Genomic DNA, 20671 nt, shown 5'->3' with positions numbered 1-20671 from the left:
CGGTTCCTACAAGCCAGCTCAGAATTCAAGCGCGCTGGCTGCCTCTTGAAATACTGCGGGGAGTATCTCGCATAAACGAGATACGTAATGTTTGGATCAGAATGCCCAAGAAATTGCGCAATATCGCTCATAGGAATTCCCTGCTCCGCCATCCAGACTGCGGCGAACCCTTTCTTGATGTCCTGCACCTTGTGGCCCGCATACTCTCTCACATAGGGCGACACGGCGGCTCGCCTGGCCTAGATGAGCTCAGTCTTCAGTCGGTCAGTCCTCGGGATGGGCTCGCGACCCTTGCGATTTCGTTCTCCGACGACACCAAGCCGGATTTGTTCACGCTCAAAATCGACCCGATCCCACGTCAATTACAGAATTGCGGTTTTCCGACCAGCGGTGGACAAGGTCAGCGCCATGAAAAGACGCACACGAGCCTAGCAGCTTTTGCAAACTCTCCCTGCTCGCGTAAGGTGTCGATCCCGGGGCGGCGGCTGGCTCGGCGCCTCAAAAACGGCACCCTGAACTCCGCGCCAGTTAAGTGCCTGTTGAACGATATTGAGGTCCTTCGGGATGGTGCCATCGCTGGTGGGACAATCCCGAACCTGTTCACCTTTCTTTCTGCGGATGTGGTCGGGATGGGTTTGCCGCGTGATCTGGTAGGGCCGAAAGTGCGCCAACGCCACTTCGCGGACTCGACGGCAAGCCACGTCGCAACTGGTTATCCGTCTCACGTCGAATTTGTCCGCTATTCTCCCTTTCACCGAACTGTCACGGGGCATTCAAGAAAGTGTTGCAACGATTCCCTACAAGCACTGCAATTCAAATTGCAGGAATGGGAAAAATGATACAGAAATTGCATTCTCGTTTGGCCGTGAGCCTTATCGCACTGGCGGGCGCTACCGCGTCGGCTCAGGCCCAAGTCACCGTTGAGTTTTGGCACAGCTTTGGTGGTGCTTCAGGGGAGGCCCTGGCTGAGATTATCGAGAATTTCGAGGCCGAGCATCCCGAAATCAACATCGAAGCGGAGCATGTCGGCAATTATGAGGACATCGTCACCCGCCTTCAGGCTGCTATCCCAGCCCGCCGCGCGCCTGACGCTGTGATCCTCGAAGTGACCCGTTATGGCCTGTTTGCCGACCGTGGCGCGTTGGTCGACCTCACGCCATATCTCGACGCGGACCCTCTGCGCGATGACCTGTACGACTTTGCGCGGGAAGTCGGCATCTACGATGGCAAAAACTACATCATCCCCTTCAACTCCTCGACGCCCGTGCTCTACTACAATCGCGACATCCTCGAGCGTGCCGGTATTACGGAAGAGCCCGAGCTGGAGACTTTTGCCGATGTCGAGGCGGTAGCCCGACAGGTTCAGGACGCTCTCGGCGATGAGGGCGTGTTCGGCATCGCCGCGCCAGGTCAGTTCGCCCGTTGGGGTCTTGTAATGGGCAATGACAGCAACCTGATCGACCCGGAAACCGGTGAAATTCTGCTCGATGCACCCAACACCATCGAAGCCTACGAATGGATGGCTTCGCTGGTCCAGAACGGTTTGGCTTCGGTCGATGCCGTGACTACCGAAAGCTCGGGCCGTGACGCCTTTTATGCGGGCAATGTCGGCATCATGTTCAACTCGACCGGCAATTATGGTGGCGCGAGTGCGGCCATAGGTGAAGACCTCGCCGTGCGCCCGATGCCGTGCAACAAGGCCTGCTCGGTGCCCATCGGAGGTGCAGGCATTGGCATTCTTTCCACTGCCGACCAGGACGTGCAGGACGCGGCCTACGAGTTCATCAGTTTCGCAGCGTCAGCCGAATCCAATGCGTCCTGGTTTGCCACGACCGGCTATATGCCCATCAATCGCAATACCCCCGATCAGCCGGTAGCAGCCGAGGCTCTTGCCGAGCAGCCCGGCATCGACACCGCCATCAACCAGCTTGATTTTGCCCAAGGCCGTCCGCGCCCTCCGGTCGTAACCTGGATGCGTACGAGCGAGTATGAATTGTGGGAAGCCATGGCTCTCGGCCAGCGCGATGTGACGGAAGCTCTGACCGACTTCGCTGAGCGCACCCGCACCGAGGCAGCCCGTTTGGCTCCTTGATCGCATGTCACTCTGAAAGGGCGGGCCCTGTGAAGCAGGGTCCGCTTCTCCCCCATGCTTCGCAAGCTCACGCCCTATCTCCTCGTCGCCCCGATGATTGGTTTCATCGCGGTTTTTACCTATATCCCTATCCTGACCAGCCTCGACCTTTCCTTTCACGATTGGGATTTCCTCTCAAGTCACCGCCCGTTCGTGGGGTTCAAAAACTACGAACTGATCTTGAACTCCCATGAGTTCTGGAACGCCCTGCGGGTCACAGCGATCTTTACGGCGATATCGGTGCCGCTCCGGCTGGCGCTGGCATTGATCATCGCGAGCTTTCTTGTTCGCGAAACCGCGGCGGCCCGTATATTGCGCGGAGCATTCTTTTTGCCGGCCGTAACCTCCACCGTTTCCATTGCAGTGGTGTTTTCCTGGGTGTTTTCAACCGACTACGGCATGGCCAATAATTTGTTGCAGAGCGTCGGGCTCGCAAAGGTTCAATGGCTGCAGACGCCTTGGCTGGCTTTGGCCGCGCTGATCGTGGTCAACACCTGGAAGCAGCTCGGATACGATATCATCATCTATATCGCGGCACTTCAGGCTGTCCCAAGCGAACTCTACGATGCCGCTGCGGTCGATGGCGGCAAAAAGCTCCATGTCTTTCGGCGCGTTACCTTCCCGCTGGTCATGCCTACGACCTATTTCCTGCTGGTGGTGTCCGTCATCGAAGCCTTCCAGATCTTCACCATCGTCGATGTAATGACCAATGGTGGTCCGGCGGGCGGCACGACGATGCTGGTTACGCTGCTCTATCGTATCGGCTTTAACCTTTTCGATATCGGACAGGGCTCGGCGCTGGCGGTGATGCTGTTTGTCCTTCTGGTGATCCTGGCTTTCGTCAAATCGAAAATCCTGGGGCAAAAGGTGCACTATGCTTCCTAGACAGCGCCTCCTCACCTTTATCGCGCTGGCTTGCGGCGTTCTGTTCCTCTTGCCGGTGCTGTGGTCGATCTGGATGTCTTTCCAGACCGCCAACGCCTATTACACCGGCGGGTTCGAATTCACGTTCGACAATTATGCCCGTGCGATCGGTCAGTACAATTTTGCCCAATACCTCCTTAACAGCATCATCGTTTCCGGGCTGGTCACTCTTGTCGGCCTGATCGTGGCGACGATGGCGGCCTTCGCCTTTGCGCGCTTCAGCTTTCCTGGCAACGATCTGCTGTTCGGGCTGACGGTCGCCACACTGATGATCCCCAGTCACATCAGTCTTATTCCTAACTACCTGACATTGGCCAATGCCGGGCTGCTCGACACCTATGCCGGGCTGATCCTGCCGGCCATTTCCAACGGTTTTGCCGCGTTCTTTCTGCGCCAATACATGCGCGGCATCCCCAAGGCGCTCGATGAAGCGGCGTATATGGATGGCGCAAGGCCTCTGCAGGTGCTCTGGAGGGTAATCGTGCCCATTTCCAAGCCTGCCATCATGTCCATGGGGCTCTATATCTTCATCACCGAGTGGAACAGCTATATCTGGCCTCTCGTGGCGGTCAGCGAGCAGGATCTCTATACCCTGCAGCTCGGTCTCTCGCGCCTTTACCGCATCAACCCCGGCGAAGGTGCCATCGATTGGCCCCTGGTCATGGCCGCTTCAGCCATTTCCATGCTTCCGGTCATTGTCGGCTTTGTCATTGTTGAAAAGCATCTCGTGCGCGGCATGACCAGCGGCGCCGTCAAATAACCAAGTCTAAAAGGAAACGCCTTGACCCGTATTGCATCCCATCGCGGCGGCACGCTCGAATTCGGAGACAGCACCAGAGCTGGCTTTATCGCCACTGCACGGATGGACCTCGAGGAAGTCGAGTTCGACCTTCACCCCACGCGTGATGGTCACATCGTCGTTCATCATGATCCCACGCTCGACCGGACGACAAACAGGACTGGCGTCATCGCCGAAATGTCCATGTCCGAAGTTTGCGCTGCGATCATAAACGATGGGGGAGGGCATCCTCTGCGTTTAGAGCAATTGTGTGAGATTTACACCGATAGCCCGGTAGCATTCCGCTGCGAGATCAAGGCTGGTGCTGACGGTCGGCCATACCGGGATTTTGTTCCCGCCGTTGTCGACAGGCTGGCCGCTTACGGGCGTCTTTCAACCACGATCTTTTCGTCATTTGTCATCGAAACGCTTGTCGAAATCGCAAGCGCGTGCGACCGGCCGTCGCTTTGGCTGGTCAATCCCGCAATTGTTGAGGCCCAAGGCATCGGCGCGGCAATCACCCTCGCCCGTGATCATGGCGTTCGGGAGCTGGGCATCAACATCGACCAGTCGTCGCACGCCATTCGCGACGAAATCTTCGGTTCCGGTCTCGCATTCGGCTGCTGGGGCGCCCATTCGGAGGCCCAGATCGACAAGGCGTTCGATCTCGAGGCGAAAGTTTTCACAAGTGACCGGCCAAGCCTTGCCATTGCACGGCGGGCGCTTTGGAACGCGTCCCATAAGCAGGTAAATCCATGAGCGGAATCGTTCTTAGCAACATACGCAAACGGTATCCCGGTGGACCGCAGGTGCTCCACGGCATCGACATGGCGATCGAGCCGGGCGAATTTATCGTCATTGTTGGGCCCTCCGGATGCGGAAAATCCACCCTTTTGCGATTGATTGCCGGGCTTGAGAGCTGTGGCGAGGGCGATATCGTGATCGACGGTAAGCGCGCAAATGACCTGCCGCCGCAGGATCGCGACATTGCGATGATCTTCCAGAACTACGCGCTCTATCCGCATATGAGCGTGCGCGAAAACATAGCGTTCGGTCTCGAACTTCGCGGCATCCCCAAGGCCACGCGCAACGCGCGTGCCGAGGACGTTGCCAGAACCCTTCAGCTCACCCCTTACCTTGACCGCAAACCGGGCGCCCTTTCGGGCGGACAGCGCCAACGCGTCGCCATGGGACGGGCCATGGCTCGCAATACGTCGACCTTTCTGATGGACGAGCCGCTATCCAATCTCGACAATGCACTCCGGGTTGCAATGCGCACCGAAATCAAACAGTTGCACCGTCAATTGGGCGCGACAATCATCTATGTCACCCACGATCAGACCGAGGCGCTTTCGCTGGCAGACCGGGTGGCGGTATTGAAGGATGGGCACCTATTGCAGTTCGATACGCCCGAAGCGATCTATGATCGGCCCGCCAATCAGTTCGTGGCTGGTTTTCTGGGTGCGCCGGCGATCAATTTCGTTGCCGGTGATGACGTCGCCAAGCTCAAGGACGGCACAGCCGTTATTGCGGGATTTAGACCAGAAGTGCTGAGGGCCTATGAGGCGGAACCGGAGGGCCAAAGCTGGCCCGCTACACTGCTGCTCTCGGAAATGACTGGTGCCGAGGCTATACTCCATTGCAAGACCCCTGTTGGACGCCTGACCTTGTCGGTGCCGCGGCACAGCGTTCCGGCCAATCCCGAACAGTTCTGGATCGGGTATGATCCTAATGATGCGTTGCTGTTTGACCGCGAGACCGGAAATGCGGTTGCTGGTCGAGCGCAGTAGGCTTGGCCTCGATCTATGTGGGCGACGGGGGAGAAAATGACTGATAGCCAAGGGGAAGTGCCGAGATTTTTGGCTGATCTCATCGCAGTCAATTCGGCAAGGCTGACAGAAGCCGATGCACGGCTGCTCGATGTGCTGATGAGCGATCCGGTGCGAGCGGCCATGGACAACGGCAAGGAAGTGTCGACGCGCGCGGGAGTGCATCCTGCATCGGCGGTGCGCCTTGCACGGCGGCTGGGCTTTGCCGGCTACCCGGAGTTTCGGGCATTCCTACAGGCCAATCTCGTGGATTCTGGTACAGGGGATTTCGAAAATCCGGCCGCCCGCATGGCAGCCCGCCTGGTGCGCGCCGAAGAGGGCAAGCTGCTGGCAACACTGCTTGAAAGTGAAATCACCGCGCTGCAACAGGTGAAAACCTCTGTAAGTGACGCTGATATTCGAGCGTTCTCGCAGGCCTTGTGTAATAGCCGCCGCATCTTCGTGCTGGGCCGGAGCCACGCAGCGACGCTGTCAGGATTAATCGCTCTGCGTCTGAAACGGTCCGGATATGACGCGGTCGATCTGGCTTCTCAGATGCACATTCTACCCGAACTTTTGAGCACGCTCACGGCGGACGATGTCGTTTGGCTCCTCTCGTTCCGCAACCCATCGCAGGTCGTTCTCGACATCAGGGCGGCCGCTGCGGAGCGAGGCGCGAAAACGCTGGTGCTGAGCGACATTAACGGAGCGCGTATCGATCCGCCGGCGGACCTGCACATTTCAGTGTCGCGTGGCGGTGTGGGGCAGTCGCAATCGCTTGTCGTCCCCATGACCATAGCCAATGCGATCGTTCTCGATCTTGCGTCGATCGACGACGGCAGGTCCCTCAAATCTCTCGATAGTTTCAAGGCATTCCGCGCCGCGCTACCTAAGCGCCTGGCGTGATAAGGGAACCGGATGAACCATTGCCCTGCCATTGTCGCACATCGCGGCTTTTCTGCTCGCTTCCGTGAGAACTCCGCCGCCGCGTGGCTCGGCGCGATTGCCGCTCATGCCGATATTATCGAGATCGATTTGCGCGCCACGGCCGATCTTGAGATCGTTTGTGCACACGACGCAACGCTTGAACGCCTTTCGGGGCATCGGCAAGAAATTGCGGCCATAGCGGCCTCGGCGCTCGATGCCATACGCATCGCTGGCGAGCCGGTCGCGCCCCGTCTGTCGCAGGTCTTTAAGACGATTCCTCCCACGACAGGGTTGCTTTTCGACATCAAGGACGAACGGATCGCGGTTCTCAATGCCATTCTAGGGGCGTTGTCGAGCTATGATGATCATGACATCACGCTGGGCCTCCACACTGTCGAGAGCATTGCATTCTGCCGCAAGGCCGGTTGGGCCGGCGGTGTTCTGGCCCTTCTAGGGGATATGAGCACGAAGGAGGCCGCATTTGCGGCTGGAAGCAACATCCTGCGTGTATGGGAAAGTGACGCTAGCGACGACTACATTGCCCAATGCTTGGAGCTGGGGCCGGTCTGGGTTACGGTGGGCGAACACGACACAGGCCGTAAGGTCGGCGATTTCGCCGCCGCCGATCTTGTTCGCATGGCGCGTGCGGGCGTGTCCGGTTTTCTCGTCAATGACCCCGAAGCGGCACGTGCCGTTCTCGCGAGATGAACCCTTGACCGTATTGCGGTAGCCTCACCGTGACTCTTCGGTAAAACGGCCAACGGCCAACGGTCAATGCGAATACTGTTGCATAAGCGGCTTTCTCGCGATGTCGGTACAGTGGACTGGCGCTCGCGACCATCAATTCGGTCCGCCCTTCTCTTGTGCCTGAACCGTGCCTAGCGCACAAAAAGCCACCCAGTGGCGGCTATGTGATAGCCTTGCCTCGATTCAGATGTTGGGGGCTGCATGCTGATCCGAGAGGGCGAACAAAGAACGGTGCGGGTCGATGTCGGCTTGGCCGCACTCCTCGCCGGTGTTGCCGGCGCCATAAATACCGCCGGCTTTGTTGCTGTCGGCTATTATTCGGCCAACATGACCGGAAACGTCTCGTTCCTCTCGGAATATCTCGTTTCTGGTGACCTGGGCATAGCCGGAATGTTCGCCCTGATCGTTGTGGCGTTCATCGCCGGAGCCTTTGCCTCGGGCATGATGATCAGTGTCGGGCGGCGCCGGAACATCCGAGCAATTTATGCCATGAGCGTGATTGTCGAGGGCGCTCTGCTCGCGGCGCTTGGAGCCGGCGCCCTCCTGTTTCCAGCGTTCGGCCGCAGTGCTGCCCTGATACTGGGGATGAGCTTTGCCATGGGGCTTCAGAACGCGGCGGCTACCCGCATATCGAATGCCAGGGTGCGAACCACCCATGTCTCCGGCATGGCGACCGACATCGGCCTCGAGCTATCGGCGATCATCGATGCGATCCGGGGCAAATTGCCCCGAGAGGAGCTGGCCAGCAATGCGGCCAAGCTTGCCCTGCACTGTTCGACGATCATTGCTTTCCTAGCGGGAGGCGTTCTCGGTGTTCTCTTCTACACTCTCGCTGGCGGAGCCATGCTGGCTGGCGCCGGGATGCTCTTGATCATAGTCTGCATGCCCGAGCTTGGGCGAGCGAGAAGACACCCCAATTGAACCTCAAATGTGCTGGTCACGGCGGTTGCCAGTCGGCCCGGTAGGACGAAAAGCTGCAGAATAAGTGCGGTGGTCGTAGGGACGTCTCGGGTGAGCCTCGTTTGTGCCAGGAGGATGGGAGCGAGAGGCGACGGCGGCAACCTCCTCTTTTCTGAATATATGACGGGTAGCCTTTCAAGCAGGAAAGACATTCCCGCGGGCTTGACCCGTCATGCATCGACTACGACAGCCAAGATCGATCTTCTCTCCCGACCAGGCTTACCTTCGTTCGCCACCCCAGATCACCTGGCCACCGTACCAATAGGCATAATCCTGCGCATCTTCGCAGCTCATTGGCGGTGGTTGCTGGCCGGGTGGAACGCCATGAAACCAAACCCGACAACTTCCCGGTGGCGGTAAATGCCCGGGAGGAATGCCATAGCCAGATTCATCGCTGGAGTCGGCATGCGCCGGAAATGCGAGCAGCGATGCGATGAGTACGAGAGAGCAAGTTCTGATCATGAACACATACTATCGCCCTCGATGGCCGAAGTGTGGCTCGCTTAAAGCAGACCACAAGGGATCTGCAACGGAAGGGTTAAGAGGGCATATTCTCCGGTGGTGCTTTTAAGGATCAAGGATATTTCTATCTCAGCGTCTTCGGGCGGGTCGTGGCGTCACCACGCAGAAACCTGCCAAAAGGGCTACTCTAGTTGCGCGCTAGAGCGTCGCGAGAAATCCGCTCAGTGCAGCCTCATACCGGGCTGGGTCACTTTTCCACGATTGTATGTGGTCAGACCCCGTTCGTAGGTATTCGGTGACGTTCTGGCGTCTCGCAACCAGGGCGTCGCTGCTGCCGATGGGAACGACGCTGTCGGTGAAGCCGTGGGAAAGAAATATCGGTTCTCCGAACGCGGCGAACTCTTCGGTCGTCACCGCGTCCGCCAGATGCACCGGCTCGGATAGTCCGCTGAACCAAAGCGCGCCCCGTGCCAGAATGGGTGCGAGAGGCAGGTTCATGCGCTCGATCTGATTGGTGAGGATAGCGTGAAAGTCGATTGCCGGCGCGTCTAGCACGATGGCCGAAAGGGAGGTGGCAGCATCAGATTGGCGCAAGAACTGGCCGACGATACCGCCGCCCATCGATTCCGCCACAACGATGACGGAAGGAGCGCCATTCTCTGTCGCATACCGCACAGCGGTTTCGAGGTCTCGCCATTCGGTGAGGCCAAAGGCGTATAGGCCGCTGGGATCAGCCGGTTGATCGCTGTCGTTTCGATAGCTGACCATCAAAACCGGCAGGCCAGCCTCATGGAGCGTGGGCAGGAAGCGATAACCGTTCTCGCGCCGGCCACCAATGCCATGGACAAAGATCGCCCATGGAGCATTTGCGTTTTCCTGTGAGGCAGGGATCAGCCAGGCGGCGAGATCGCCTAGCTCACCACTTAACTCGACATCTTGGAAGGCGTAGCCATACGCCTGCTGTGGATCGCCTTCATATCCGATATCCGCAGGGCTTTGGGGTGCCGGCCAGCCGCTGCTCTGTGCAGTCGGAGCGCCAACACGAAGCGTAGCGTCCAGCAGACTGGCAGCTTGCCAGCTACCGATCACGACATACCCGACGACCAGCACAGCTGCGGTAATGGCGGCCCATTTGAGCAGCTTTGCGGCTTTCGTCATACTAGAGCACCCCCGTTCTGAGGGAAGGGTGCCGGGCAAAGGATAAATATCTGATGACCGAGCAACGTCGGTAGAGAGGGCGAAGCAATGGCTGCAGTCGCCAACCTCTCCACCACACTAACAGCCCGTGCTCAGGGCGACGGTGCTAGGATCTATCTGAAGTGGCCACGTGTCGACAGTGATCCGTCCGGTGAAGAATTGAGATCGGCTACCAAAGGTAAGTGCCCCAAACCGTCGCTTTTTGGGCACCGGCCCTGTTTGTCACGGCAGGGGGGTCACAGGTCAATTCACCGTCGCCCCACTCTTTTCGACCATAAGCATAGCGTCGAAGCTGCTCCCGGAAACGCTTTATTTCTTTTGCGCACGTTTGGAGGCTTCGGCGTGTTTTTGCGATTTCTCGAAGCTTTCGATTACGCCTTCGGTATCGCCTGTCGAACCGGCCTGGGCTTGACGCTCATTGTGGACGTTTTCCTGGTCATTGCCCTGCAAACTGTTCCGTCCGGCGATCTCGTCGGCGAGATCCCATTCGTCGGTCAGTTTGCCCGGTTCGGTTTTGCCCGCCGGCTTGGCGCCCTGCTGTCCGGTGGGGTGGCTGCCCATCTTCTTTCCGGCATTGGCCATGGCACTTCTCCTTTAGGTTCAGGGCTCTTGCGTCTCGCCCAGTGTACGGCTGGGGGAATCGGGAGCCGCCTGGGTGGGCTCGTTCGTGAGCTCTCCGCCATCAGGCACTCCCACACCTTCCGAAGGTGTTTCGGCATCCAATGACTCGGTGGGGGCCGCGACCCGCTCGGGGGCGATGAACGTATAGTAGATGAGAAAGGCGACAAAGATGACGCCGACCAGGGCCGCCAACCCCAGGATGACCCCGGCCAATCCCCGATTGCCGCGGGCTTCGTCCCGAACCTCTTCTCTATCGGCCATTCTCGCTTCTCCGGTTCGCGTGTCGTCCATCTGACGAACGGGCGACCGGCGATGAGAGTTCCCCGACGGGCGCCAGCGCCGGGGATCGGTTCGCGGGGCGCTGGCGAGCCGTTCACTTGTGTCAAGCCAGGAACCGGTTGTGATCTCTTCCGTTCGGCCATGCACATGGATTCGAGGTCGAAGATGTCCCGACACAATAGAGGCGCCCAAACCGGTGTGCTCGCTTTGCTCGCCGCCGCCGGTCTGGTTGCCGTTTCCTATCGAGCGCTTTCGCGACGGAATTTTCAGCGCCATCCCGGCGATTCGGCCCCTGGACGCACGGCCCGTCAGACCCGGTTCGGAGACTTTGCCGTTACTGGCAAGACCATCACCATCAACCGGCCTCGCACCGAGCTTTTCGCCTATTGGCGTGATTTTTCAAATCTTGCGGGCTTCATGGAAAACATCGTGTCCATTCAGCCAACAGGCGAGGATCGGACGGTGTGGACGATCAAGGCGCCGGGTGGCCAGACTGTCGATGTGGAAACGGAAATCGTCGAGGAGCGCGATGGCGAACTGATCGCCTGGCGTTCGGTAGAGGGCTCCGAGATCGAGGCCGAGGGCAAGGTTTTCTTCCGCGATGCCTCGGCCGATCGCGGCACCGAAGTCGAGGCGATCGTCGCCTACAAGCCCCCGGCCGGGGAAGTCGGACGATGGATCGGCAAGCTGTTCGGGCGCGAGCCTGGCGTCCAGGGGAGACGTGAACTGAAACGGTTCAAGATGCTGATGGAAACCGGCGAGATCGCCGACGCCTGTTACCACGCCCAATCCTGACCAGGAGATTTCCATGCGCGCCCTTACCTGGCACGGCCATCATGACGTCCGTGTCGATACTGTCCCCGATCCGGAAATCATCAACCCCCGTGACGCCATTATCAAGGTGACGGCCACGGCGATCTGCGGTTCGGACCTGCACCTTTACGATGGTGTCATCCCAGGCATGATGCCCGGTGACATTCTCGGCCATGAGTTCATGGGCGAGGTTGTCGAAACCGGCCCCAAGAGCACGCTCGAGAAGGGTCAGAAAGTTGTGGTGCCGTTCACCATCTCCTGCGGCTCGTGCTATTTCTGTCAGAAGCAGCAATATTCGGCTTGCGACAATTCCAACCCGGTGGACGCTCAGGATCTGAGTGAGCCGCTTTACGGCCACGCCATGTCGGCGCTGTTCGGCTATTCGCATCTTACCGGCGGTTATGCCGGCGGCCAATCTGAATATGTGCGCGTGCCGTTTTCCGATGTCGGGCCGATCGTCGTTCCCGATCATGTGGAAGACGAAAAGGTACTGTTTCTTTCCGACATCCTCCCCACCGGCTGGATGGCGGCGGAAAATGCCGATATCGAGCCCGGCGATACGGTGGCGGTCTGGGGGTGCGGTCCGGTGGGATTGTTTGCCATCCAGAGCGCGCTGCTGATGGGGGCAAAGCAGGTGATCGGCATCGATCATCACCCGCACCGCCTCGAGCTGGCCCGATCGCTGGGCGCGAAGATCGTTGATTTCAGCCGCACCCACGTGGGCGAGGCGCTCATGGAAATGAGTGGGGGTATCGGCCCGGATGCGGTGATCGATGCGGTGGGCATGGAAGCGCACGGCTTTGCGCCCGATAACGTTATCGAAGTGGTCAAGCAAAAGGTGGGTGTGGCCGCGGACCGCGGGCACGCCCTGCGCGAGGCGCTGATCACCTGCCGCAAGGGAGGACGGGTGTCTGTCCCGGGTGTTTATGGCGGCTTTCTCGACAAATTCCCCTTGGGGGCGATGATGCAGAAAGGCCTGCAACTGCGCACCGGCCAAACCCACGTCCAGAAATACACCAAGCCGCTGCTCGAAAAGATCCTCAACGGAGAGATCGACACGACCTTCCTTATCAGCCACCGGCTGCCGCTGGAGCAGGGACCGGAAGGCTACAAGAACTTCCACGACAACCAGAACGAATGGACCAAGGTGGTCCTCAGGCCGGAGTAAGGCCCATGGCAGTTTTCAGGCTCTATCCCCTGGCTGAACCAGGTTCGTCCAATTGGGACATCGCGCAAAACCACGGCGAGGTTCTGGTGCGGGCCAAAACGAGCGGCGATGCGCGTCTGGTGGCGGCCGAAGCGGAGGCCCAACTTGCCCGCCGTCATGACGAGAACGACGACGTCTATTCCATCCGCGCCAGCGCGTTCACCGACGAAAAGCTCTACGGCGTCCAGAAGATCACCGACAGCGGCATCGACCCCGAGGGAGAGCGCGGGCTGATCGCCGGCATCATCACTCCGTCCCGTTGAATTCTCTAAAAGGAGAATGACAATGACTGAATCCAAGACCACGACCGATCACGATGAAATCCGCCGTTGGGCAGAGGCCCGCGACGGTCATCCGGCGCGGGTCAAAGGCCAGGGCGAAGGCGGAATCCTGCGGATCGATTTCGGCGACCCCGAGGACAATCTCGAAGAGATCGATTGGGATACGTTCTTTGAGATCTTCGACGACAACGATCTCGCCTTCCTCTATCAGGAGAAGACCCAGGACGGCGGGACGAGCCGCTTCAACAAATTCGTGGATCGTTGAGAAGGTGGAAAAGGCGGCTATGCCGCCTTTTCCCTGGGAGACGGTATGTCTAGCGCTTGGCCGTTTGACCCGAACTGCTCAAGCTGACATAGCGTTCGGTCACCGCCTTGATGTGATCCCTGATCCACTGGGCCATATTTTCTTCTTCGGACAGGTTCTGCTCAAGAAGCGGGGTGACATTGGCCAGTGATGTCATTTCGCTGAGCGTGATCAGCGAGCGATAGGCGGCGATCTCGTAGTTTTCGAACGCATGATTGGCAAAGGTGTCCTTGAGCACCTCGTCGCCGGCCATGGCGTGACCCAAGACCGCCATCGACCCGCCGACCGAGAGCATCGTGTCCTTCAATGTCGAATGACGCTCCTGGAGATCTCCGAAGATGGTCTCGAGCCGTTCGATCTGCCCTTCGGTTTCCCCGATATGCTGTTCGAGCCGGGCGCGCATGTCGGGGTAGTTTTCTATACGCTGCACCTGGGGCTTCATGATCGAAAGCGCCTGGTTTTCCATGGCGTGAGCGTTTTTCAAACCGGTCACCAGTACCGAAAGGGCGTCGTCATTGGTGAACATCATCCAGTCTCCGTGGCTCCAAATGCGCTGGAGGAGGTAACGGGACGCGGTTGCGACAGTTGCCCGGCGCTGTTGGGCCCGATCGACGGTTAACTCAAGATATCGCAGGCATTCCGCTTCTAGGAATCGGACTTGTGCTCGGGCTTGCCCTTGCGCTTGGTCGAAGCCATTTCGTCGAGTTCCTTTTCGCTCATGGACTCGTACATCGATTTCGATGCGCCCTTGAGCTCCTTGACCTTGGTGTCGCCGCGCTTTGCCGAAAGCGCCGCTCCCGCGGCCTTCTGCTGTGCTTTGGATTTGGCAGGCATCTCACTGCTCCATCGGAGGGTGTTGGTCCGTCTCTGAAAACACGCTGTCCTCGCCAAGAGTTCCTGGCGCCGTCGCAAAGCGGGCATGCGTTTAATCTACGCTGATCGGGCGAACAAACCCTTGTTGTTCGCGTTGTGCCCGCCACGCACAAAGCCGTCCATACACGGCAGGGAGGAGCAGAGATGAACGAGATCGACACCGAAGCCATTCGCCGGCGCGCTTATGAGATTTGGGAACGTGAAGGCTGTCCCCACGGCAAGCACCAGGCCCACTGGCTTCAGGCCCAGGCCGAGCTTGCCGGCGACCCCGATCTGCCGGGAAGCCCGGGAGGCGGGGCGGATGCGACGGAATCGGCAACGGGTGCCAAACCCTTCAAGGGCGGGCCATTGCCATCCGCCAAGGACGACCAGAGCGAAAGGAAATGACATGGTGAAGGTGACCTACGAAGTCGTCGAGCACGACGGAGGCTTCGCCTACAAGGTGGGCGATGTGTTCTCGGAAACCTTTGCGACCCATGAGGCGGCGCATAGGGCGGCCGAGGAGGCCGCGCAGCGCCAGCAGGTGGGCGATCGTGACGAGCAGATCGAGTACCAGGATGCCGAAGGCAATTGGCACAACGAGTTCGCTCCGGGAGATCGCAGACCGGAAGCCGGGGTCGAAGACGACCTCCCCGACAACCAGGAAGCCCGTGATCGTCACGGACGCACGCTCGATGAAGACGAAATACCCGACCCTGACCGCGCGCCCCATTCCATCCCTCAAGGCCGCTCATAGCGAAGAGGCGCTGGAGCAGATCGTTGTCGACCGCATCAGCGCCTCCGAACTCGTCATCGGCGCCTACCGCTTCGCCAGTGCCGCCCACGGGGCCATCAGCCAGCGGCGCAAATATGTCGATGAGCCCTATATCGTGCACCCTATCGCGGTAGCCGAACTTGTGAAATTGGTGCCTCACACCGAGGAAATGCTGGCCGCCGCGCTCCTTCACGATGTGGTCGAGGATACTCCGGCGACGCTCGAGGAGATCGGGGCCCAATTTGGGAACGAGGTCCGCGATCTCGTCGATTGGCTCACCGATGTGTCGCGCCCGCAGGACGGCAACCGTGCGGCGCGCAAGCATATCGACCTGTTGCATACGGCCAAGGCACCGGTCGAGGCCAAGACCATCAAGCTGGCCGATCTCATCGACAATGCCCGCACCATCTCGGCGCACGACCCCGGATTCTGGCGGCGGTTCCGCGCGGAAATGAAGGCCCTGCTGGCGGTGATGGAGGAGGGGGACCCCACTTTATGGCGCCGTGCCGCGGCTCAGGTCTGATCCTCGTTTCAAAAAAAGCGTATCGTTCTGTCGGCTGGCAGCGCCCTGGCTCGTCTTATCGGCGAAGGGGACGCTGTCCCTTGCCATAAGAGGAGAGACGATATGACCAAATTCTCATCGGCCGCGCTGATCGTTGCGAGCCTCATTGCCACTGGTCCGGCTCTGGCCCAGTCCGAGCCGCAGGGCGACCGCGTCGAGGTCAATGGCATGGAGATGTATTACGAGGTCTCCGGGGAGGGCGACCCGATGATCGTTTTGCACGGCGCCCACATGAACATCGATACCATGGGTGAGATCATCCCGATGCTGGCCCAGACCCATACCGTCTATGCCATCGAGTTCCAGGGCCACGGACGCACCACCGATATCGACCGCCCGATCAATTACCCCAACCTCGCCAGTGACGTTGCCGCCTTCATGGACGCGGTCGGCATCGAAAAGGCCGATGTGTTCGGCTATTCCATGGGCGCGGCGGCGGGGCTGAAATTCGCCATCGACTACCCCGAAAAGATCGACCAGCTCATCGCCGCCTCGACCTCGTTCACCTATGAGGGCATGCAGGAAGAGTATCTGGCCATGGTCCCTGATATGGGGCCGGAGATGTTCGCATTCTTCGAGGAAGGCTGGGCCGAACTGGCTCCCGATCCGGAAGGGTTCGATGCCTTCATCGAGAAGATGATCGCCCTTGAGCACGAGACGTTCGATTGGACCGAGGATGTGGGAGAACTCGAAGCGCCGGTACTGATCATCGCCGGGGATGCCGATGTCGTGACGCTTGAGCATTCGGTTGAATTGTTCAATCTGCTCGGTGGCGGGGTCATGGGCGATATGGGCGTTCCGTTGCCGCAGTCGCGCCTCGCCATCATGCCCGCCACCTCCCATACGGCGGTCATCAGCCAGCCCGATCTGCTCTATGCCTTCATCGAGCCGTTCCTGGCTGGCGAAACCCCGGCGGGTTTCTTCGAGCAATAAGAAAGCGCGGACCCGGCGCCCCGTCGTGGGGCGCTGGCCTTATGGATCAGCCCTGGTCATCAAGCGATCACCAAACATCGTTTTGCCCCGCGATGCGCTTCCTCTAGACTTGGCGGTAAACCGGCCCCTGACGGCCGGTGCCAGAACAATGAGGAACCATCGATGTCTCATGCCGACATTCTCAAAGCGGCTTTTCTCGATCCCGCCGACCTGACCGGGGGCTCGCTCAAGGTGCACAGCCCCATAGACGGAGCCCTGATCGGGGAGGTGGCAACTCATGACGCTTCCGATGTCGAGGCGATGATCGCGCGGGCCAAGGTGGCGTTTGGAGAATGGCGGCTCGTGCCGGCGCCACGGCGCGGGGAGTTGATCCGCCTGTTCGGCGAGGAATTGCGCGCCGCCAAGGATGCGCTTGGCGCGCTGGTGTCGCTCGAAGCGGGCAAAATTCTCCAGGAGGGGCTGGGCGAGGTCCAGGAGATGATCGACATCTGCGATCTTGCCGTCGGTCAGTCGCGGCAGCTCTTCGGGCTGACCATCGCTTCGGAACGTCCCGGCCATTCCATGCGGGAAACCTGGCATCCGCTGGGGGTGACCGGCGTTATCTCGGCCTTCAATTTCCCCGTCGCGGTTTTTGCCTGGAACTTTGCGCTGGCGACCATATGCGGCAACACGACGATCTGGAAACCTTCGGAAAAGACCCCGCTGACGGCGCTCGCGGTCAAAAAGATCTTCGAAAAGGCGTTGGCCCGCTTCGGCGAGGCGCCCCAGGGCATGTTGCAGGTGGCCGTGGGCGGGGCCGAGGTGGGCGAAGCGCTCACGGGATCGAAGGACGTGCCGCTGATCTCGGCCACCGGATCGACCCGTATGGGCCGGATCGTCGGTCCAAGGGTTGCGGAACGTTTCGGCAGGACGATCCTCGAATTGGGGGGCAACAACGCCATGATCGTCGCGCCTTCCGCCGATCTCGACAACGCGGTCCGGGCCATCGTTTTTTCTGCGGTCGGCACCTGCGGCCAACGCTGTACCAGCCTGCGCCGGCTCATTGTGCACGAAGATGTGCGCGATCAATTGGTTGCAAAGCTGAAGTCGGTCTATGGCGGCCTGCCCATCGGCGATCCACTCGAAAAGGGCACGCTGGTGGGACCATTGATCGACAATCAGGCGTTCGAAGCCATGCAGCACGCCTTGGAAAAGGCCAAGGCACAAGGCGGCAAGATCACTGGTGGTGAAAAGGTCGAAGCGGTGGCGGGCGGGCACTATGTCCGGCCGGCGATCGTGGAAATGGTCGAGCAGACCGATATCGTCAAACACGAGACCTTCGCGCCCATCCTGTACGTTTTGACCTACAAGACGCTGGAGGAAGCCATCGCGCTTCAGAACGACGTGCCGCAAGGGCTATCGAGCTGCATCTTTTCCACCGATGTGCGCGAGACCGAGACGTTCCTTTCGGCCGCCGGCTCCGATTGCGGCATCGCCAACGTCAATATCGGACCGTCGGGCGCCGAGATCGGCGGTGCGTTCGGCGGCGAAAAGGAGACCGGAGGCGGGCGCGAGAGTGGCTCGGATGCCTGGAAGGCCTATATGCGCCGCCAGACCAACACTGTGAACTATTCCCGCGAGCTGCCCTTGGCCCAGGGGATCAAGTTCGACATCTAGCGGCAGCGGCTAGTTTGGTTTGGGCTTAGCTTTTCGCTTCGCCCTCGGCCGCTTCTTGCCGCAACCGCTCGTCGGCCAGTTGGCGGATTTCGGTCAACTCCTCGATCGTCGTCTCGAGGTCGGTCAGTTGCGCCCGCAGCAGCGCCAGGCGCTCATCGACCTTTTCGACAAGAAGCTTGACCTGGGCAGTGCGCGTCCGGTCGGCGTCATAGAGGCTGAGATATTCGGAGATGTCGCGCAGGGTGAAGCCCAGCCGCTTGCCGCGCAGGATCAGGATCAGCCTGGCCCTGTCGCGGCGGCGGAACACGCGGGTCGAGCCCAGCCGATCGGGCTTGAGCAATCCCTTGGATTCATAAAAGCGGATCGCACGGGTGGAAATGTCGAACTCCTTTGCCAGATCGGCAATGGCGAACAGGTCCCGCTTTTCGGCATCGTGCTTGTTCAACGTCTATCCCCCGGTCCTGACGGTCTTTTCATAATCGGCGCGCAGATCGTTTTTGGAAAGCTTGCCGATCATGGTTTTCGGCAATTCGTCCCTGAAAATGATCTCGCGCGGCATTTCGAGCTTTGAAAGGTGGTCCTTGAGGAAGCTCTTGAGCGCCTCTTGAGTGAGCGTCTCGCCGTCCTTGAGCTTGACATAGGCGACCGGCGCTTCGCCGCGATACTCGTCCTTGACCCCGATCACATTGGTTTCGTCCACCGCAGGGTGCTTATAGATCGCATCCTCGATGGCGCGTGGATAGACGTTGAACCCCGAAGAGATGATCAGGTCCTTGATCCTGTCGACGAGGAACACGTATCCGTCCTCGTCGAAATAGCCGACATCGGCGGTCCGCAGATAACCGTCGGGCGTAAACGCCTCTCGCGTTCCCGCCTCGTCGCCATAATAGCCGAGCATCACCTGCGGCCCTTTGACCACCAGTTCGCCCCGCTCACCGCGCGGCATTTCCTGGGCCGGATCGTCTATGCTCACGAAACGCACATCGGTGGCCGGGAGCGGCAGGCCGATCGAGCCGGGCTTGGAAGCCACGCGCAGGGCGGCGCAGGTCACCACGGGCGAGGCTTCCGTCAGCCCATAGCCTTCGGCAAGAATGGCTTTCGATTTTTTCGCGAACGCCTCGCGCGTCTCGCCGGGAAGTCCCGCCCCGCCCGAGATCGCCACTTCGATGGGCGCCAGGATTTCCGCCGTCGCCGGTGCCTTGGTGGCCAGGGCATGGAGCAGGGTAGGCACTGCCGGAAGCACATTGGGCTTTGTGCGTTTCATCAGCGAGAGAAACGCCTTCATCTCGAAGCGGGGCAGCATCACCACCTGCGCGCCCGAACATAGCGGCACGTTCATGCACACGGTCATCGCAAAGATATGGAAGAAGGGGAGAATGGCCACGATCTTGGAAGGCGGATAGAACAGCCCGCACCCCCATTTGTCGATCTGGCTCATATTGGCCGCGATATTGGCGTGGCTGAGCATGGCACCTTTGGGCGTTCCCGTTGTGCCGCCGGTATATTGCTGCACGGCGACGTCCGTGGCCGGGTCTATCATGACCGTCGTGGGCGTCCTGCCCAGGGCGATAAGGTCTTCGAACGAAACGATGGTTTCGCTTGCCGCAGACTCCTTGGGTTTTGCCAGGTCCCTGCGCTTGAGGGTCTTGTAGAGCACCTTCTTGACGCCGGGCAGGGCATTGGGGAAATGGGCGACCACCAGCTTTTTGATATGGCCCTGGCTGGCTAGCTTGTCAGCGCTCTCGAACGTCACCTTGAGATCGAGCGTGATCAGCGTCTGCGCCCCGGAATTGGCGACGATGTGGCTGAGTTCGCCCACCGAATAGAGGGGATTGCAGTTGACCACCGTCGCCCCGATCCGCAGCACGGCAAAGTATGAGATGATGTAAAAGGGCGTGTTGGGCATCAGCAGCGCCACCCGATCGCCCTTTCCGATGCCCAGTTCGCTCTGCAGCGCCCCGGCCAGGGCATTGATCTGCTCGCCGAGCCGGCGAAACGATGTGGTCGCTCCCATAAAGTCCAGTGCCGTCGCGTCGCCCATTTTGGCGCAGGAGGCCGAAAGCTGCTCATGCACCGGAGTGGTGTCTATCGGCGTATCCCATTCGATCCCATCGGGATAGGATTTGATCCATGGGCGATTGGCGGCGACGGGGTGGTCCATTGTTCTCCTCCGACGGACTTTTGTCCGGTATTGTTTGAACGAACTATGTCACGGCATGACGTTAGCGTCAAACTCCTCACGCTAGGCCAGGTTCCTTACCCATCCGGCAGTGCCCCGTTCACAGAGCCGTGCGGCCGATCGTGAAACGAAACTGGAATGGCGGGCATTGTAGAAGCGTGGTGGCGTTTGTCAGCGGGGATCGTGCGCGTTGTGCGCCAGGTGACCTTAAAGGCATCAGGTTGACGTTTGCGTCCACCGATGTATTCTAAGCAAACCTTGATGGCGTGCCGAGG

The 20671-nt window shown here is 59.7% G+C and carries 24 protein-coding genes and 1 pseudogene; 18 read left to right on the top strand and 7 right to left on the bottom strand.

Annotated features, from left to right (window positions below; translation table 11 throughout):
• The first annotated feature begins 101 nt into the window (after positions 1 to 101).
• The 9 genes from NO932_RS15895 (at position 102) to NO932_RS15855 (ending at position 8236) form a co-directional block, all read left to right on the top strand.
• Positions 102 to 839, top strand: coding sequence for a hypothetical protein (locus NO932_RS15895; protein WP_309208310.1), 738 nt, complete (start codon positions 102 to 104; stop codon positions 837 to 839).
• Positions 836 to 2092 carry an ABC transporter substrate-binding protein gene (locus NO932_RS15890; RefSeq protein WP_309208308.1) on the top strand — a complete coding sequence of 419 codons (1257 nt, stop codon included), beginning with the start codon at positions 836 to 838 and terminating at the stop codon, positions 2090 to 2092. Before NO932_RS15895 ends, NO932_RS15890 begins: the two co-directional genes overlap by 4 nt.
• Before the next feature lie 54 nt (positions 2093 to 2146).
• Positions 2147 to 3016 carry a sugar ABC transporter permease gene (locus tag NO932_RS15885; protein WP_309208307.1) on the top strand — a complete coding sequence of 290 codons (870 nt, stop codon included), beginning with the start codon at positions 2147 to 2149 and terminating at the stop codon, positions 3014 to 3016.
• Positions 3006 to 3815: a carbohydrate ABC transporter permease gene (locus NO932_RS15880; protein WP_309208306.1), complete on the top strand. Its 810-nt coding sequence runs from the start codon at positions 3006 to 3008 to the stop codon at positions 3813 to 3815. Before NO932_RS15885 ends, NO932_RS15880 begins: the two co-directional genes overlap by 11 nt.
• A gap of 21 nt (positions 3816 to 3836) precedes the next feature.
• Entirely contained in the window at positions 3837 to 4592 is a 756-nt protein-coding gene (locus NO932_RS15875) for a glycerophosphodiester phosphodiesterase family protein (protein WP_309208304.1), read from the top strand.
• Positions 4589 to 5623 (top strand): ATP-binding cassette domain-containing protein, encoded by a 1035-nt coding sequence (locus NO932_RS15870; protein ID WP_309208302.1) that lies wholly within the window; start codon positions 4589 to 4591, stop codon positions 5621 to 5623. The genes NO932_RS15875 and NO932_RS15870 overlap by 4 nt, the downstream gene beginning before the upstream one ends.
• 36 nt (positions 5624 to 5659) lie before the next feature.
• Entirely contained in the window at positions 5660 to 6547 is an 888-nt protein-coding gene (locus tag NO932_RS15865) for a MurR/RpiR family transcriptional regulator (protein WP_309208300.1), read from the top strand.
• Positions 6548 to 6559: 12 nt separating this feature from the next.
• Complete coding sequence (locus NO932_RS15860; protein WP_309208299.1) at positions 6560 to 7276, top strand: glycerophosphodiester phosphodiesterase family protein; 717 nt, start codon at positions 6560 to 6562, stop codon at positions 7274 to 7276.
• Between the two features lie 240 nt (positions 7277 to 7516).
• The gene (locus NO932_RS15855; RefSeq protein ID WP_309208297.1) at positions 7517 to 8236 is read left to right on the top strand and encodes a YoaK family protein; all 720 of its coding nucleotides are present in this window, start codon (positions 7517 to 7519) and stop codon (positions 8234 to 8236) included.
• A gap of 699 nt (positions 8237 to 8935) precedes the next feature.
• Here NO932_RS15855 and NO932_RS15850 read toward each other — a convergent pair.
• The 3 genes from NO932_RS15850 to NO932_RS15840 all read right to left on the bottom strand — a co-directional run bounded on the left by NO932_RS15850 (position 8936) and on the right by NO932_RS15840 (position 10816).
• Positions 8936 to 9895: an alpha/beta fold hydrolase gene (locus NO932_RS15850; protein ID WP_309208296.1), complete on the bottom strand. Its 960-nt coding sequence runs from the start codon at positions 9893 to 9895 to the stop codon at positions 8936 to 8938.
• Positions 9896 to 10243: 348 nt separating this feature from the next.
• Positions 10244 to 10516 carry a hypothetical protein gene (locus NO932_RS15845; protein ID WP_309160056.1) on the bottom strand — a complete coding sequence of 91 codons (273 nt, stop codon included), beginning with the start codon at positions 10514 to 10516 and terminating at the stop codon, positions 10244 to 10246.
• Between the two features lie 18 nt (positions 10517 to 10534).
• On the bottom strand, positions 10535 to 10816 hold the full coding sequence (locus NO932_RS15840; protein WP_309208294.1) for a hypothetical protein: 282 nt from the start codon (positions 10814 to 10816) through the stop codon (positions 10535 to 10537).
• A 183-nt stretch (positions 10817 to 10999) separates the two neighbouring features.
• On the opposite strand from NO932_RS15840, the gene NO932_RS15835 reads away from it, so the two are divergent.
• The 4 genes from NO932_RS15835 to NO932_RS15820 are packed head-to-tail and all read left to right on the top strand — an operon-like array spanning position 11000 to position 13400.
• Positions 11000 to 11629 carry an SRPBCC family protein gene (locus NO932_RS15835; protein WP_309208293.1) on the top strand — a complete coding sequence of 210 codons (630 nt, stop codon included), beginning with the start codon at positions 11000 to 11002 and terminating at the stop codon, positions 11627 to 11629.
• A 13-nt stretch (positions 11630 to 11642) separates the two neighbouring features.
• Positions 11643 to 12815, top strand: coding sequence for a zinc-dependent alcohol dehydrogenase (locus tag NO932_RS15830; protein WP_309208291.1), 1173 nt, complete (start codon positions 11643 to 11645; stop codon positions 12813 to 12815).
• Positions 12816 to 12820: 5 nt separating this feature from the next.
• Complete coding sequence (locus NO932_RS15825) at positions 12821 to 13117, top strand: hypothetical protein (protein WP_309160060.1); 297 nt, start codon at positions 12821 to 12823, stop codon at positions 13115 to 13117.
• A gap of 22 nt (positions 13118 to 13139) precedes the next feature.
• Positions 13140 to 13400, top strand: coding sequence for a hypothetical protein (locus tag NO932_RS15820; protein WP_309208289.1), 261 nt, complete (start codon positions 13140 to 13142; stop codon positions 13398 to 13400).
• 49 nt (positions 13401 to 13449) lie between these two features.
• Here the strand turns inward: NO932_RS15820 and NO932_RS15815 are convergent, their stop codons facing one another.
• Both NO932_RS15815 and NO932_RS15810 read right to left on the bottom strand, forming a co-directional pair.
• A complete protein-coding gene (locus NO932_RS15815; RefSeq protein ID WP_309208287.1) occupies positions 13450 to 13968 on the bottom strand; it encodes a ferritin-like domain-containing protein in 519 nt (172 codons plus the stop codon).
• Between the two features lie 116 nt (positions 13969 to 14084).
• A complete protein-coding gene (locus NO932_RS15810) occupies positions 14085 to 14273 on the bottom strand; it encodes a DUF3008 family protein (RefSeq protein ID WP_309208284.1) in 189 nt (62 codons plus the stop codon).
• Between the two features lie 183 nt (positions 14274 to 14456).
• Between NO932_RS15810 and NO932_RS15805 the strand changes: the two genes are divergently transcribed.
• From NO932_RS15805 to NO932_RS15785, 5 genes and pseudogenes are all read left to right on the top strand, one after another.
• Entirely contained in the window at positions 14457 to 14699 is a 243-nt protein-coding gene (locus NO932_RS15805; protein WP_309160065.1) for a DUF2934 domain-containing protein, read from the top strand.
• A gap of 1 nt (position 14700) precedes the next feature.
• Positions 14701 to 14940 (top strand): annotated as a pseudogene (locus tag NO932_RS15800) (hypothetical protein); the annotation flags it as partial.
• A 46-nt stretch (positions 14941 to 14986) separates the two neighbouring features.
• Positions 14987 to 15589: an HD domain-containing protein gene (locus NO932_RS15795; protein ID WP_309208283.1), complete on the top strand. Its 603-nt coding sequence runs from the start codon at positions 14987 to 14989 to the stop codon at positions 15587 to 15589.
• 102 nt (positions 15590 to 15691) lie between these two features.
• Positions 15692 to 16561: an alpha/beta hydrolase gene (locus NO932_RS15790; protein WP_309208281.1), complete on the top strand. Its 870-nt coding sequence runs from the start codon at positions 15692 to 15694 to the stop codon at positions 16559 to 16561.
• Positions 16562 to 16723: 162 nt separating this feature from the next.
• Complete coding sequence (locus tag NO932_RS15785; protein ID WP_309208279.1) at positions 16724 to 18217, top strand: aldehyde dehydrogenase family protein; 1494 nt, start codon at positions 16724 to 16726, stop codon at positions 18215 to 18217.
• A 25-nt stretch (positions 18218 to 18242) separates the two neighbouring features.
• Here the strand turns inward: NO932_RS15785 and NO932_RS15780 are convergent, their stop codons facing one another.
• Positions 18243 to 18662: a MerR family DNA-binding protein gene (locus NO932_RS15780; RefSeq protein WP_309208278.1), complete on the bottom strand. Its 420-nt coding sequence runs from the start codon at positions 18660 to 18662 to the stop codon at positions 18243 to 18245.
• 3 nt (positions 18663 to 18665) lie between these two features.
• Positions 18666 to 20378, bottom strand: coding sequence for a long-chain fatty acid--CoA ligase (locus tag NO932_RS15775; RefSeq protein WP_309208277.1), 1713 nt, complete (start codon positions 20376 to 20378; stop codon positions 18666 to 18668).
• Between the last annotated feature and the right edge of the window lie 293 nt (positions 20379 to 20671).

Source organism: Pelagibacterium sp. 26DY04 (assembly GCF_031202305.1).
In the GTDB taxonomy this organism is placed as follows: Bacteria; Pseudomonadota; Alphaproteobacteria; order Rhizobiales; family Devosiaceae; genus Pelagibacterium.
Note: the sequence above shows the minus strand (reverse complement) of the source record. Positions and strands in the feature narration are given on the sequence as shown.